12 protein-coding genes, 1 other RNA gene and 1 pseudogene are annotated in these 14,018 nt (G+C 70.1%); 9 read left to right on the forward strand and 5 right to left on the reverse strand.

Translation table 11 applies throughout. The features are described 5' to 3' along the window. Positions 1-2: 2 nt before the first annotated feature. The 3 genes from VEW47_09140 to VEW47_09150 form a co-directional block, all read right to left on the reverse strand. Entirely contained in the window at positions 3-1,016 is a 1,014-nt protein-coding gene (locus VEW47_09140; GenBank protein HYS05343.1) for a sulfate ABC transporter substrate-binding protein, read from the reverse strand. Then, positions 1,013-2,893 (reverse strand): ATP-binding cassette domain-containing protein, encoded by a 1,881-nt coding sequence (locus VEW47_09145; protein ID HYS05344.1) that lies wholly within the window; start codon positions 2,891-2,893, stop codon positions 1,013-1,015. Before VEW47_09145 ends, VEW47_09140 begins: the two co-directional genes overlap by 4 nt. A 320-nt stretch (positions 2,894-3,213) precedes the next feature. Continuing rightward, positions 3,214-3,489 (reverse strand): hypothetical protein, encoded by a 276-nt coding sequence (locus VEW47_09150; protein ID HYS05345.1) that lies wholly within the window; start codon positions 3,487-3,489, stop codon positions 3,214-3,216. Positions 3,490-3,683: 194 nt separating this feature from the next. Between VEW47_09150 and VEW47_09155 the strand changes: the two genes are divergently transcribed. From VEW47_09155 to VEW47_09165, 3 genes are read left to right on the forward strand one after another with little or no spacing between them, the layout of a single operon-like run. Beyond that, the gene (locus tag VEW47_09155; GenBank protein HYS05346.1) at positions 3,684-5,324 is read left to right on the forward strand and encodes an MFS transporter; all 1,641 of its coding nucleotides are present in this window, start codon (positions 3,684-3,686) and stop codon (positions 5,322-5,324) included. Continuing rightward, positions 5,321-5,929 (forward strand): CoA pyrophosphatase, encoded by a 609-nt coding sequence (locus VEW47_09160; GenBank protein ID HYS05347.1) that lies wholly within the window; start codon positions 5,321-5,323, stop codon positions 5,927-5,929. Before VEW47_09155 ends, VEW47_09160 begins: the two co-directional genes overlap by 4 nt. After that, positions 5,926-6,609, forward strand: coding sequence for an SgcJ/EcaC family oxidoreductase (locus tag VEW47_09165; GenBank protein ID HYS05348.1), 684 nt, complete (start codon positions 5,926-5,928; stop codon positions 6,607-6,609). The genes VEW47_09160 and VEW47_09165 overlap by 4 nt, the downstream gene beginning before the upstream one ends. A gap of 21 nt (positions 6,610-6,630) precedes the next feature. Here the strand turns inward: VEW47_09165 and VEW47_09170 are convergent. Further along, positions 6,631-7,230: pseudogene (locus VEW47_09170) on the reverse strand (urease accessory protein). 362 nt (positions 7,231-7,592) lie between these two features. Here VEW47_09170 and ffs point away from each other — a divergent pair. The 6 genes from ffs to VEW47_09200 all read left to right on the forward strand — a co-directional run bounded on the left by ffs (position 7,593) and on the right by VEW47_09200 (position 13,299). Next, an RNA gene (ffs, locus tag VEW47_09175) (signal recognition particle sRNA small type) lies at positions 7,593-7,692 on the forward strand. Between the two features lie 81 nt (positions 7,693-7,773). Beyond that, on the forward strand, positions 7,774-9,435 hold the full coding sequence (gene dnaX, locus VEW47_09180; protein HYS05349.1) for a DNA polymerase III subunit gamma/tau: 1,662 nt from the start codon (positions 7,774-7,776) through the stop codon (positions 9,433-9,435). Between the two features lie 16 nt (positions 9,436-9,451). Continuing rightward, positions 9,452-9,736: a YbaB/EbfC family nucleoid-associated protein gene (locus VEW47_09185; GenBank protein ID HYS05350.1), complete on the forward strand. Its 285-nt coding sequence runs from the start codon at positions 9,452-9,454 to the stop codon at positions 9,734-9,736. 1 nt (position 9,737) lies between these two features. Beyond that, positions 9,738-10,334, forward strand: a complete 597-nt coding sequence (gene recR, locus VEW47_09190) for a recombination mediator RecR (GenBank protein HYS05351.1) — start codon at positions 9,738-9,740, stop codon at positions 10,332-10,334. Further along, positions 10,334-12,955 carry an MMPL family transporter gene (locus VEW47_09195; GenBank protein HYS05352.1) on the forward strand — a complete coding sequence of 874 codons (2,622 nt, stop codon included), beginning with the start codon at positions 10,334-10,336 and terminating at the stop codon, positions 12,953-12,955. Before recR ends, VEW47_09195 begins: the two co-directional genes overlap by 1 nt. Further along, entirely contained in the window at positions 12,955-13,299 is a 345-nt protein-coding gene (locus tag VEW47_09200) for a BON domain-containing protein (GenBank protein ID HYS05353.1), read from the forward strand. Before VEW47_09195 ends, VEW47_09200 begins: the two co-directional genes overlap by 1 nt. Positions 13,300-13,314: 15 nt before the next feature. Here VEW47_09200 and VEW47_09205 read toward each other — a convergent pair whose 3' ends face one another. Beyond that, entirely contained in the window at positions 13,315-14,001 is a 687-nt protein-coding gene (locus tag VEW47_09205; GenBank protein ID HYS05354.1) for a thioredoxin domain-containing protein, read from the reverse strand. Positions 14,002-14,018 lie beyond the last annotated feature (17 nt).

A 14,018-nucleotide genomic window follows, 5' to 3' on the forward strand; every position in this document is an offset into this window, starting at 1 on the left:
GCTCACCTCCCCGGCTGGTAGATCTGGTCGAAGAGGCCGCCGTCGGCGAAATGCGTCCTGTGCGCCTTGGCCCAGCCGCCGAAGACCTCGTCGATCGTGAACAGCGTCAGTTTCGGGAACTGCGCGGCGTACTTCGTCGCGGTCGCCTGGAGCCGCGGGCGGTAGTAGTGTCGCGCCGCGATCTCCTGCCCCTCCGGGGTGTACAGGTAGTCGAGGTAGGCCTGGGCGACGTCCTTGGTGTGGTGCTTCGAGGCGACCCGGTCGATGAGGGCGACTGGGGGCTCGGCCAGGATGCTGACGGAGGGGGCCACGATCTCGAACTTCCCCTTCCCCAGCTCACGCTCAGCCAGGATCGCCTCGCTCTCCCAGGCGATGAGCACGTCGCCGATGCCGCGCTCGACGAAGGAAACGGTCGCTCCGCGCGCCCCGGTGTCCAGGATCGGCACGTTCTTGTACAGACGCGTCACGAAGTCCTTGGCCTTCGCCTCGTCGCCGCCATTCTTCTTGAGGGCGTATCCCCAGGCCGCCAGGTAGTTCCAGCGGGCGCCGCCGGAGGTCTTCGGGTTGGGGCTGACGACCGCCACACCCGGCCTGATGAGGTCGTCCCAGTCCTTGATCCCCTTCGGGTTCCCCTTGCGCACGAGGAAGACGATGGTCGAGGTGTAGGGGGCGCTGTTGTTCGGCAGCCGCGTCTGCCAGTTGCGCGGCAGAAGACCGCCCTGCGCAATTGCGTCGATGTCGTAGGCCAGGGCCAGCGTCACGACGTCGGCCTCCAGACCGTCGATGACGGCGCGCGCCTGCTTGCCGGAGCCGCCGTGCGACTGGTTGACGGTGACGCCCTGCCCGCTCTTCTTCTTCCAAGAGGCGGCGAACGCGGCGTTCATCTCCTGGTACAGCTCGCGCGTCGGATCGTAGGAGACGTTGAGCAGGGTCACGTCGGCCCGCGCGGGTGGCGGCAGGAGGAGACCCGCCGCGATCGACACCAGGGCGATGCCGTGCACGACCGTCCGTCTCATGACCGCCACCACTCCAGGGGGTGGGGGCGCACGATCAGGACCGACTTCTCGCCGGCGCTCTCCAGGACGCTTCCGATCACGCCGGTCAGGTTCACCCTCGAGCGCCACACCTGAAGGGGCGCCCCCACGACGAGAAGGTCGTGGTTCCCCTCCTGCAGCTCCGACAGGATCTCCTTCTGCACCGACCCGTAGCGGACGGCGCTCTTCGCGGCGACCCCCAGGAGCGACAGGGTACGGGTGCCCGCGGCGAGGAAGCGCTCCGCGTGACGGATGGCGTGCGGGTCCCTGTCATCCGCCAGCACCGTGATGATCTTCGCCTCGGCCCCGAGGTGGCGCACCAGACGCCCCGCGAACAGGACGTCCTCCTTGGCCGGCTCGCCGACGGCGACGCAGATCAGGGCCCGTGTGGGGATCGGCGGAGAACCGTGCAGGAGGAGCAGGTTGTGATCGCCCGTCTGCAGCAGCCGTTCCGAGAACTCCACGCGGCCCCGCGCGGGCATCGAGTGCACGACCAGGTCGTAGTGCTGCCGCGCCGCCTCCAGGGCGACCGCCATCGCCGGCGGATCGGGGGACGGCAGCGCCTCGACCGCCGCCAGGCCGCCGCCGATCCATTCCCGCGTCCGTTGCACCAGGGGGTCGCTCTGTCCCCCGACCGCACCGCTGCACAGGACCGTCAGGCGCGCGTGCGCCAGGCGCGCCATCTGCGTGCCCACCTCCAGGGTGGCGCGCGACGCCGGTGATCCGTCCGTGACCATGAGGAAGCTCAGACCGGGGTGGGTCAGGGCGTGCACGCGCCGCACCCCCACCCAGGCGGGATCGCCCGCGCGCAGCGGGAAGCGACGCGCCTGGTGCTGCGACCGCCAGGCTTCGACCAGCACGAAGTCCCCTCCGAAGGGGGCGGGTGGCGCAATCGGCCGGACCCCCTGCAGCTTCGGCAGCCGCAGGCGCAGACGCTCGAACGATCCGTTGAAGCCGCTCTCCTCGACCACCGCCTGTCCGAGGAGCGGCCAGCCGAGCGCCTCGGCGCTCGTCTTCACCGCCACGTCCTCCGGGCGGAACAGCACCTGCACGCGGCGCGTCTCACCGACCGCCGCGGGGCGCGTGCTGAGCGGGAAGTGCACCGGGCCGAGGCGCACCCCGTCGCGCGTCACCTCGCCGACCATCAGGTTGGCCGTCCCGAGAAAGGAGGCCACGAACTCCGTCTGCGGCCGCAGGTACAGCTCGTTCGGGCGGCCCAGCTCGAGGAGCCGGCCGAAGTTCATCACACCCATCCGGTCCGCCAGCTCGAACGCCTCTTCCTGGTCGTGGGTGACGAACAGGGTGGTCATCTTGAGCTCGCGCTGGATGTCGTGCACGGTCCGGCGCAGCTCCGTGCGGATGCGCGCGTCCAGCGCCCCGAACGGCTCGTCGAGGAGCAGGACCTCGGGCCGGTGCGCCAGCGCCCGCGCCAGCGCGACGCGCTGCTGCTGGCCGCCCGAGAGCTGCCCGGGAAAGCGGCGGCCCAGGCCGGCGAGACCCACGAGCTCCAGGAGCTCGTCACGCCGGCCCCGGCGGTCGGCCGCCGCGACCTTGCGGACGCGCAGGGGGAACTCGATGTTCTCCGCCACGGTCATGTGGCGGAACAGGGCGTAATTCTGGAACACCAGCCCGATGCCGCGCGCCTGCGGCGGCAGGCGGGTCACGTCCCGTCCGTGAAGCACAACCCGCCCCGAATCGCCGTCGGCCAGGCCGGCGATCATCCGGAGGAGCGTGCTCTTGCCGCTGCCGCTCGGGCCGAGCAGGACGAAGAACTCTCCGTCGGCGATCTCGAGGGACACGTTGTTCACGACCGCGTGCCCTTCGTACCGCTTCAGCAACTGGTCCAGGACGATCGACATGCTTCGCGACTCCCTGAAGCCCGGGTTCCGGGACGGTTACAAAACGACGCGGGCGGCGCGACCAGCCGCCCTCTCCCGGCGATCGTCCCTGCAGGACCGACGCTCGTCCTCGGCCCCCCGCGTGTGAATCGCCCCGCGCCGTTTTGGAAATCCAGCCCGCCGGGGCCCGGCGGCCGGGTCCGGGCGCCGCGACGACGCGTCCGGAGAGGGTACACCGGGGAGGTGACATCGTCAGTCGCGGCGGGGTGACGGGGATCGAAGTGGGGAAGCGCAGGGAGACCGACGGGGACCGGCCTCATCGCCGGTCCCCGCTGACTTCTCTAGCAGGTGCTGACCGCGCAGTCGCGCCCGCCATTGACCGCCTTGCAGTTCGTCCCTGCCGAGGTCGCGCAGGTGAACTTCAGTCCGCGCGGAGCCTGCGTGCAGGCCTTGTTGTTGCACACGGTAGCGGCTACGGCGGTCGCCGCACCCAGGCCGTCGAGGGCCGAGACGTACGGGCCGCCGGATCGGCCCGTGGACGGGACGAGAGTCGGCAGCAAGGCGACTGCGGCTGCGAGCGCGAGACACTTGACGACCAAGCGGGACCGGGTGCGCATACGGAGAGTCTCCTGTTCCGGCTCGAGTGATGCGCCGCGCGCTGGAGCCGGATCCTGCGCGCGCGGCGTTTCCGCCGGCAAGGGAGCGACCTGATTCGGATGGAGATCTACCATGGAAGTGTCCTCCTCGTAAACTCGGCGGCGGCCCGGCGGGTCTATCATGGGGTCGGGGAAGGATCGGTCCTGGGGGCACGATGACCAAGCCGCACGCACAGCCCGTTCCTACCGAGGCACCCGCTGCCGGCCCGGCCCTGGCCGCTTCACCCGTCTGGGAGCCGCTGAGGCAGCCGCTGTTCCGCGCCCTGTGGCTCGCCGCCCTGGCGTCGAACGTGGGGACCTGGATGCAGGACGTCGGCGCGACCTGGCTGATGACCTCTCTCACCACATCTCCGATCCTGATCGCCCTGATCCAGGCGGCGACCACGCTGCCGGTCTTCCTCCTGGCGCTCGTGGCGGGGGCGCTGGCGGACGTGGTCGATCGACGGCGGCTCCTGATCGTGACGCAGAGCTGGATGCTCCTCGCCAGCGCCGCTCTCGGCGCTCTGACGGTCCTGGGCCTCGCGAAGGCCTGGGTGCTCCTGCTGTTCACCTTCCTCGTCGGGACCGGCAACGCCCTGAACGCCCCGGCCTGGCAGGCGATCATCCCGGAGCTGGTCGGCCGCCGCGATCTGCCGTCGGCGCTCGCGCTCAACGGCATCTCGGTCAACCTGGCGCGCGCCGTCGGGCCGGCGGTCGCGGGGCTGATCCTCGCCGCCGCCGGGCCCGGCGCCACGTTCCTCCTGAACGCGGTGTCGTTCCTCGGGGTCGTCGTCGTCCTGTTCCGCTGGAAGAGACCGCCGCGCCAGAGTCTGCTGCCGGCGGAGACTCTCCTCGGTGCGCTGCTCGCCGGGATGCGCTACGCGCGGCACGCGCCCGACCTGCACGCCGTTCTCCTGCGTTCGAGCGCCTTCATCGTGTGCGGCATCTCGATGTTCGCGCTCCTCCCGGTGCTGCTGCGCTTTCAGCTCGGATGCGGTCCGACGGCCTACGGACTGGTGCTCGGCTGCTTCGGCCTCGGGGCCGTCGCGGGGGCGCTCCTTCTTCCGCGGCTGCGGCAGGCCCTGTCGTTCGACAGGCTGGCCCAGGCGGCGAGTCTTCTGTTCGGCCTCATACTCGGGGGGCTGGCCTTCGCGGAAAGCTACGCCCTGGTCTGCCTGTTGATGACGCTCGGCGGGGCCGCCTGGATCGCCCTCCTGACGACCTTCCACACGAGCGCGCAGGCGTCGCTGGCGCCCTGGGTCCGCGGGCGCGGGCTGGCCGTGTATCTCCTGGTGTTCTTCGGCGGGATGGCCGGCGGCAGCGCCCTGTGGGGCGCGGTGGCGACGCACCTCGGACTGCGCGCGGCGCTCGTCCTGGCCGGCGCCATGACGATCCTCGGCGTGCCCGCCACCGTCCGCTTCCGGCTGCGGCGCGGCGAGGCGCCCGACCTCGCGCCGTCGCGGCACTGGCCGGCCCGCGTGGTCGTGGGAGAACCGGACGCCGATCACGGTCCGGTCCTGATCACCGTCGAGTACCGCGTCGATCCCGATCGCGCCGAGGATTTTTCCCGGGCCATGCGGGACGTGAGGCGCATCCGGCTGCGCGACGGCGCGTTCCGCTGGGACCTGCTGAGCGACCCGGCCGACCCGGGGCGCTACGTCGAATCGTTCCTCGTCGAGTCCTGGATCGAGCACCTGCGCCAGCACGAGCGCGTCACGGTCGCCGACCGGGAGGTCGAGGACCGCGCCCGCCTCTATCATCTCGGGCCGGGGCCGCCCGTCGTGAGCCACTTCGTCTCCAGGGATCTGCCGCGATGAGCGCCGCTCCGGACCTCCTGATCCCGTCGCTCCGCGAGCGCCTGCCGCGGCGCCCGCGGCGCGCGCTCGGCCGCCCGCAGCGTGCCGCGGTCCTGGTGCCGATCGTCGACGACGGCGGACCGCTGCGCCTGCTCCTGACGCGCCGCACCGAGGACCTGCCGACGCACGCCGGCCAGGTGGCGTTCCCCGGCGGCCTGGTGGAGCCCGGCGACGAGGACCCGGTGAACACGGCCCTGCGCGAGGCCGAGGAGGAGGTCGGTCTGCCGAAGGGAGCGGTCGAGGTGCTGGGGCTCCTGGACGACTTCCCCACGCGCACCGACACGGTCGCCGTCACCCCGGTCGTCGGGGTGCTGCGGCGCGTCCCGCCGCTCCGGGCGCTCGCCGCCGAGGTGGCGCGCATCTTCGACATCCCGATCCACGACCTGATGCAGACCGATCGCTGGACCTGGCGTGAGGAGCCGCGCGGCGACAGGCGCCTTCGGATCTATTATTTCCTGCACGAAGGGGAAACTCTCTGGGGTCTGTCGGCCCGCATCGTCCTTCACCTTCTCGAGGTCAGCGACCTGGGCTCTCCCGTGCCGCTGCGCCCGCCGGAGTACTCATGATCACATCCCTCGTCCCGCGTCCCTCGCTCCGACTGCTCGCCTCCGGCCTCGCCGCCGCGGGCCTGCTCGCCTGCACCTCGCACGGCAGCGAGACGGCGCCGCCGGACGCGGTGGCGCTGGGGGCCAGCGCCGAAGATCTGGCGGCGATCAGCCGCGTCCACCAGCAATACGTCGCGGCCCACAACGACTCGGACGCCGACCGGCTGGTGGCTCTGTTCACCGAGGACGCCGTCCTCATGCCGATGGACGAGCCGAGCCTCAGCGGCAGGCAGGCGATCCGCGAGCACTACGAGGAGTTCTTCGACCAGAACCCCTCCGCCATCGAGCTGTCTCCCGTCGAGACCCGCGTCGCCGGCGACTGGGCCTTCGAGCGGATCCTGGTGAAGGTCACTCTCCCCGACGGCAAGGGGGACGACCGGCACGCGGACGTCAAGTACCTCTGGATCCTGCAGAGACAGCCGGACCGCTCCTGGAAGATCGCGCGGGCGATCTACAACCTGGACGGAAACATCGACGACGAGGAGGGGGCGGTCGCCCGGGGCGGCCCGGGCCGGCGCCTACAGGAACAGGCCGGAGGCGAGACCCGTCTCCCAGGCGAGCAGAAGACCGACCGCCAGGCTCCCGAAGCCCGCGGCGCCGCGCAGCGCACGCGACAGCCCGGCGGCGCGGCGCTCGGCTAGAACGAACGGCGCTGAGAGCGCGAGACTCATCAGCGCCATCCCGACCATCGTGCCCATGCCGAACACCAGAAGGTAGACGCAGCCCGCCAGGACCGTGGGCATGGTCGCAAGCACCAGGATGGCGAGGGCGGCGCTGCCCGCCAGCCCGTGCACGGTTCCCACCAGGAACGGCCTCAGGGCCAGGCGGACCGGGTGAGGGTGATGGTGCAGGGCCTCCAACCCCGCCTCGTGGCGGACCGCGTGGAAATGCAGATGGGCGTGGGTCACGTCGTCGTGCCGGTGCCGGTGGACGTGCAGCCGGTCGCGCAGGGCTCCGCGCATCGCCACGACGCCCAGGACGATCAGCATCAGGGCCGCGGCGAACTCGAACACCAGCGCCAGTCGCTCGGGGAAGGCGGATCGCAGGAGGATCGCCGTCCCGCCGGCCAGCCCGATCGTCAGCGCGTGCCCCATCCCCCAGGACATCCCGTTGGCGAGGGCGCGGCGCAGCCCGCCCCTCGATTCCGTCAGCGCCGCCACCGCAGCGATGTGGTCGGCATCCAGCGCATGCCGCAGTCCCAGGACAAACCCGAGCGTGAGAGTAGTCAGTAATGGAAGATTCGACATCAGGTCCTCAGCCATCCCCGCACGCAATGTAGCATCAACTCCAGGCCGTTGCACGCCCCCACGGAGTCTTGTCGGGTCTGTCCTCGCCTCCGCGGCCCGGCGGGGAGCGGCCGCCCGCCTGGCCCGCGCGGCCGTCTTCGACCCTGCGCCGGGGTCCCGCCGCGCGCTTCCCACCGCGGTGGGCGGCGCAGGGCGAAGCCGAGGGGAGGGCACGCGAGAGCGTGCCCGGACCCGTGCCGCGCGGGCCAGGCGGGCGGCCGCTCCCCGCACGAGGGCGGGAGGTCGCGTTGACAGCCCGCAGGCGATGCATTAGCATCGCGTCGTCACGGCCACGAACCACGGACGCGGTGCTGCGCGGCAGGCCGGCGTGACGGCCGGTTCGAGCCCCGCGCGATGCGAACCGCCGAACCCGGTCAGGCCCGGAAGGGAGCAGCCGTCAGGAGGACCTCGCAGGCGCCGCGGGTCCACTTGAACCGGCTCTCAGGCCGGCCTCATTCCAAGGGAAGGCCGCGCACCCCTTGAAGCGCCCGATCTTCCCGTGATCGATCAGGTCCCCCCGTGAGCTACCAGGTCCTCGCCCGCAAGTACCGGCCGCAGACGTTCGAGGAGGTCGTCGGCCAGAAGCCGATCGTGACCACCCTGCAGAACGCCGTCGCCAACCGGCGCATCCACCACGCCTACCTCTTCTCGGGATTGCGCGGCGTCGGCAAGACGACCGTGGCGCGTCTCATGGCCAAGTCGCTCAACTGCGTCAAGGGGCCGACCCCGGTCCCGTGCAACGCCTGCTCTTCCTGCCTGGAGATCGCCGAGACGCGCTCGATGGACGTCCTGGAGATCGACGGCGCCAGCAACCGCGGCATCGACGCGGTGCGGGAGCTGCGGGAGACGGTGCGCTACGCCCCGGCGCGTGACCGCTCCAAGGTCTACATCATCGACGAAGTGCACATGCTCACCAATGAGGCGTGGAACGCGCTCCTCAAGACCCTCGAGGAGCCGCCGCCGCACGTCGTCTTCCTGTTCGCGACGACCGACTACCGGAAGCTGCCGCTCACGATCCTGTCGCGCTGCCAGCACTTCGAGTTCAAGAAGATCCCGCAGGCGGAGATGGCGGCGCATCTCGGGCACATGGCCACAGGGGAGAAGGTGCAGGTGCCGCAGGCGGTCGTCGATCTGATCAGCCGGATGGCGGAAGGGTCGCTGCGCGACGCGCAGAGCGCTCTGGACCAGGTGATCGCCTTCTCCGGCGCCAACGTGACCGAAGAGACGGCCCGCACCATCCTCGGGGTCATCGACCGCGATCTCATCCTGGACTTCTACGACGCGGTGCGGGGGCGCGACTACGCCCGCCTCGTCGAGATCGTCGAGACGGTCTTCGAGAAGGGGTACCAGCCGGCGCTGTTCCTGGAGGACCTGATGGCCTACGGGCGGGATCTCCTGCTGGTCAGCGTCCTCGCGGACCCGGCGCGGCACATCGCCGGGGGGGCGGACGAGGTCAAGGCCCTGCGCGAGCGCTCCGCGAAGTTCGCCGAGGACGAGCTCCTGAGGATTCTCGAGCTGATGACGCGCGAGGAGCAGCGGGTCAAGAACTCCTCGCACCCGCGCTTCCTGCTGGAGGCGCTGGCGATCAAGCTGGCGCGTCTCGCGGACCTGCGACCGATCGAGGAGCTCGTGGCGCGGGTGGACAGCACCGCGTCCGGGCGTCCGCCGGGCGAGGCGGAGGGGGCGACCCCGAAGCGCCCTGCCGGACCGTCCCCCTCCGATCCCGGGACGGAGCCCGCGTCGGGCGCTCCGTCCGGCGGAGGAGGCGCCTCGGCGCGGGCCGGGACGCGCGACCAGGCGGTCGTCGAGGCCTTCCTCAAGAGGGTGCACGAGGAGCGCGGTGCTCTGGGCGGGTTCCTCGAGGCGGCCTCCTGGATCGAGATCGAGGACGCGGCGCTGGAGATCGCCTTCGGCGAGAAGCACCTCGTCTTCCGGGAGAAGATCGAGGCCCGGGAGAACCTCGAATATCTGAGACGGGTGGCCCGCGATGTCGCCGGGCGCGACCTGGCGATCAAAGTGACGGTCGCGACGCCCGGCGTGGTCGCGGGGCGGGCCGCCGCCCAGGGGGAGTCGGAGGAGACGCGCAAGGAGCGCCTGCGCAGGGAGGCGGAGCGTGCCCCCATGGTGCGCTCGCTCCTGGACACATTCGGCGGCCGGATCGTGGACGTCGACCCGGTCTAAGCGGGACGGAGAGGTCATGGACATCAAGGCGTTGATGAAACAGGCGCAGAAGATGCAGGAGAAGCTCCAGAAGGAGATCGCCGAGATGAAGGTCGAGGCCTCGGCGGGCGGGGGCATGGTGACGGTCACGATGGGCGGCACGCACGAGCTCCTGTCGATCCGCATCGCGCCGGAGGTCGTGAAGTCCCAGGACGTCGAGATGCTCGAGGACCTGGTCCGGGCGGCGGTCAACGAGGCCCGGCGCAAGATCGAAGAGGCGATGGCCGAAAAAGTCGGCGCCCTGCGCGTGCCCGGGCTGTGAGTTGATGCGGCTCGCCGCGCCGCTCGAGCGGCTGATCGAGGCGTTCCGGAAGCTCCCTGGCATCGGCGCCAAGTCGGCCCAGCGACTCTCCTTCCACGTCCTGCGCGCCAGCCGGGAGGACGCCCAGGCCTTGGCGGCCGCCCTCCTCGAAGTCAAGGACGCCCTGCGTCTCTGCTCCGTCTGCTTCAACATCACCGACACCGACCCCTGCCTGGTGTGCGGCGACCCCGACCGCGACCGCGCGCAGGTGTGCGTGGTGGAGGAGGCGCACAATCTGATGGCCATCGAGAGATCCGGCTTCCGCGGCCTGTACCACGTGCTGCACGGGTCGATCGCCCCCTTGCGCGGCCTCGGACCCGACGACCTGAAGATCGGACCCCTGGTCGCGCGCCTGCGTGACGGCTCGGTCAAGGAAGTCATCCTGGCCACCAACCCGAACGTGGAGGGGGAGACCACCGCCGTCTACCTGTCGCGCCTGCTCAAGCCGCTGGGCGTGCGCGTGACGCGCATCGCGCTCGGGCTGCCGGTCGGCAGCGAGCTGGAGTACGCCGACGAAGTCACGGTCGGCAAGGCGCTCGAAGGACGGCGGGAGCTCTGATGCCGCGACCCGGCGGCCTCAAGCAGGGGCTGTTCCTCCGGATCGAGGAGTTCGCGCGTCTCAACTACCGCCTCGTCTTCGGTGTCACGGTCGTTCTGGTGCTGGCGTCGGCCTATCTGGGGACGCACCTGGCGCTCGACGGCGACGTCCTGAACCTGGTGCCGCGCGACAACCGAGTCATCAACACGTTTCGCGAGGCGCTCCGGGACTTCGGCAGTCTCGATTACCTGCTTGTCCTGGCCGAGGCTCGCCCGGGGCAGACCGTCGAGGAGCTGCAGGACTACGCCGACGCCCTGGCGGCCCGCCTGCAGTCGGTCCCGTCGATCCAGTACGTCGAGCACAAGATCGACACGCGCGGCCCGTTCTTCTCTTTCTTCCGGACCAACCAGATCCTGTTCCTGCCGCCGTCGAAGCTGCCCGATCTCGCCGCCCGGTTCAGCGACCGCGCCATCCACGAGCAGGTGCGGGAGAACTACCGCCAGCTCACCGGGCCGTCGTCGTTCCTGGTGAAGCAGCTTCTCGAGCAGGACCCGTTCCAGGTGTCGTCCCTGGTGTTCAAGGAGGTGCTGCGCAGCAAGGGGCCGCTCAAGGTCGACCTGTCGAGCGGCTACTACCTCTCGAAGGACGGCACGGCGCTCCTGATCATCGCCAAGCCGAGACGACCGGCCCAGGACGTCCCGTTCGACAAGAGGCTGGCGGACGAGGTCCATGCGGCGATCGCCGAGGTCTCCACCCGGTTCGAGACCGACCTGAAGGAGCAGGCGCGCGAGGAGATCCGCCGGCCGGAGGCGCCGGCCGCGGGCGCGACCCCGGGAGGCCCGCGCGCGCCGGAGGTGTCGCTCGGCGGCGGCTACATCATCGCGCTCGAGGACAGCACTCTGATCATGAACGACATGCTGTGGAACGGGACGGTGTCGTTCCTGGTGATCCTGGCGCTGTACTACTTCTGCTACCGCCGCTTCGGGGCGATCCTCTACTCCTCCGTACCGCTGATGGTCGGGCAGTTCCTCACGCTGGCGGCCGCCTACCTGTTCCTGCGCAACCTGAACTCGGCGACCACAGGCTTCTCGGCGATGCTCATGGGACTGGGCACGGATTTCACCATCGTCATGTACGCGCGCTACGTCGAGGAACGCACGCGCGGCAGGAGCCTGCCCGAAGCTCTGCGTCTGATGATGGGCGTCTCGGCGTTCGGCGTGTTCACCGGCGCCATCACCTCGGCAGGCACCTTCTATGCCATGTGCATCACCGAGTACAAGGGGCTCCGCGACTTCGGGTTCCTGGTGGGAACGGGGATCCTGTTCTGTCTCGTCGCCATCCTCTTCCTGCTGCCGGCGATGATCGCCTGGAACGAGGGGCGCGCACGCAAGACCGACATCACGAAGAAGCTCTACCTGCACTCGTTCGGCATCGAGGAGGTCATGGCCTGGTCGACACGGCATCCGGGGCCGGTCCTCACCGGCTCGGTCCTGCTGACGCTCGGCCTGGGGTACTACGCCTGGAACGTGGAGTTCACGAGCGACGTGCGCGAATTGCGCTCGCCGAACAACCGCGGCATCCTGATGCAGGAGGTCATCGCCAGGAAGTTCGAGGCCTCGTTCACCCCGATGATGGTGATCTGCCGGGGCAGGGACCTCGACACGGTCATGGACAGGAACCGCCAGGCGAACGGCCTCCTCGAGCGGTTCGTTAAGGACGGCACGCTGCGCGGCTACGAGTCGATCTTCAACTACCTGCCGCCGCGCCAGGACCAGGAGCAGGTCATCCAGGCGCTGCGCGCCGGGCAGGACGGCGCCTTCGACATCGCGCGCATCTCCCGGACCTTCCGGACCGCGCTGCGCGAGAACGGCTTCCGGGAGGAGACCTACGACCCGTATCTCAAGGCGCTGCCGGCGATCCTGCGGCCCGAGCGCCCGGTCGTGATCGACGACCTCGAGGAGGCCGGGCTGGAGCGCTTCATCTCGCGCTATATCAAGAAGGATGAGGACGGCACGTACAAGTCGGTGACCTACCTCTTCCCCGCCAACGCCGAGTCGAAGCGCACGGCGCCCCCGGCGCTCGTCGACGCCCTCGATCACCCCGCGCAGGGGATCGAGATCACCGGGGTGAACATCGCCAGCGCGGAGATGAAACGGATCTTCGGACGCGACGCCTGGCGCGCCGTCTACCTCGGGCTGATCATCGTCACCATCCTCCTGTGGCTCGACTTCCGGAGTCTGTGGCTGACCACGCTCGCCAACATCCAGCTTCTCCTCGGCGTCGTCTGGATGCTGGGCTGCATGTGTCTTCTCGGGATCAAGATGAACTTCGTCAACGCCTTCGTGACCACCATGATCCTCGGCGTCGGAATCGACTACGGCATCCACATCATCCACCGCATCTCGCAGGAGGGTCTGAGCAATTTCGGGGGGCTCATGGAGACCGGCAAGGCGGTCGTGATGGCCGCCTTGACGAACGTCGCCGGCTTCGGCACCATCGGCTTCTGCAACTACCCGGGGTTGCGCTCCATGGGGATCGTCGCGGCCATCGGATCGGTCACCTGCCTCGTCACCGCCCTGACGACGCTGCCGGCTCTCCTGATCCTGACCAAGACGCGCGTCGCCCGCCGCGAGGAGGACTGATGGAGATCCGTCCGTCCCGCGTTCTCTTCGCGCTCGCGGCCGCAGCGCTCGTCATGATCCAGGCGACGGGGCCTGCGCCGGCGGCCGAGACGCCCTGCAAGGACGCGGCCATCACGCGGATCGTGCAGGCGCGCCTGTCCGCGGACCGGGAGATCGGCCAGTTCCGCATCGACGTCACGACGACCGAGTGTGTCGTGACGCTCCGCGGCTGCGTGGAATCGCGCGATCAGGCGAAGAAGGCGAAGGAGCTGGCGAAGCGGCTGGTCAAGGTGAAGGTCAGGAACGAGCTCACGGTCTGCACCATAGCACCGCGCAAGCCCGCGATCCGCCCGAAGAAGTCGTAGACGACCCCCGGCGCCTCAGCGCGCGTGCGCGCGGATCATCTGCTCGATCCACGGGAGAGAGGCCCAGCCGACCTCCACGTGGCCGTTGATCAGGAAGCCCGGCGTGCCGAGGGCGTTGGCGTCGAGCGCCTCCTTCGCCTCGGCCGTCACCTGCAGCTTCACCTTCGGGTCGTCGAGGTCGCGCGCGAACGCGTCGCGGTCGAGACCCAGGTCCGCCGCGAGACCGGTGAGCGCCTCCCGATCGAAGCTCCTGGCTTTGAGAAGCGCCTCGTGGTACTCCCAGAATTTCCCCTGTCGCTGCGCCGCCTTGGCTGCGACCGCCGCGTCATAGGCGTGCGTGTGCATCGCCAGCGGATTGTGATGCAGCTCGACTCGCAGCTCCCCGTTGAAGTCGGCCACGAGTCGATCGAGCTCGCGCGCGGCGCGCGGGCAGACCGGGCACTGATAGTCCGTGAAGAACACCAGCGTGTTCTTCGCGTCGGCCGGACCGAGCGAGGGATACCCCTTGCGCGGCGAATGCCGCTCGGCCGGCGCCGCGGGGACGGCCTCCCCTCCGGCCTGGACGGTGCGCGAAGACCCGTTGGAGTCTTCCGTCCCGGCGGCCCCGGCGGCCGTCCCCGCGGTATCCCCCGCCTGAACGGCGGCCCACGCGAAGAGGGCCGCCGCGAGGCAGGAGGTGGTGCCGAGAACCTTTCGTGTCATCCAGCCCCGGTAGGTAT

It is taken from the genome of Candidatus Dormiibacterota bacterium (assembly GCA_035635555.1).
GTDB lineage: Bacteria > Acidobacteriota > Polarisedimenticolia > Gp22-AA2 > Gp22-AA2 > Gp22-AA3.

Coding starts and splice junctions, on each gene's coding strand:
- VEW47_09160 (HYS05347.1), top strand. CDS start 5,321: ATGAGCGCCGCTCCGGACCTCCTGATCCCGTCGCTCCGCGAGCGCCTG.
- VEW47_09150 (HYS05345.1), bottom strand. CDS start 3,489: ATGCGCACCCGGTCCCGCTTGGTCGTCAAGTGTCTCGCGCTCGCAGCC.
- VEW47_09185 (HYS05350.1), top strand. CDS start 9,452: ATGGACATCAAGGCGTTGATGAAACAGGCGCAGAAGATGCAGGAGAAG.
- VEW47_09205 (HYS05354.1), bottom strand. CDS start 14,001: ATGACACGAAAGGTTCTCGGCACCACCTCCTGCCTCGCGGCGGCCCTC.
- VEW47_09155 (HYS05346.1), top strand. CDS start 3,684: ATGACCAAGCCGCACGCACAGCCCGTTCCTACCGAGGCACCCGCTGCC.
- VEW47_09145 (HYS05344.1), bottom strand. CDS start 2,893: ATGTCGATCGTCCTGGACCAGTTGCTGAAGCGGTACGAAGGGCACGCG.
- VEW47_09165 (HYS05348.1), top strand. CDS start 5,926: ATGATCACATCCCTCGTCCCGCGTCCCTCGCTCCGACTGCTCGCCTCC.
- VEW47_09195 (HYS05352.1), top strand. CDS start 10,334: ATGCCGCGACCCGGCGGCCTCAAGCAGGGGCTGTTCCTCCGGATCGAG.
- VEW47_09200 (HYS05353.1), top strand. CDS start 12,955: ATGGAGATCCGTCCGTCCCGCGTTCTCTTCGCGCTCGCGGCCGCAGCG.
- VEW47_09140 (HYS05343.1), bottom strand. CDS start 1,016: ATGAGACGGACGGTCGTGCACGGCATCGCCCTGGTGTCGATCGCGGCG.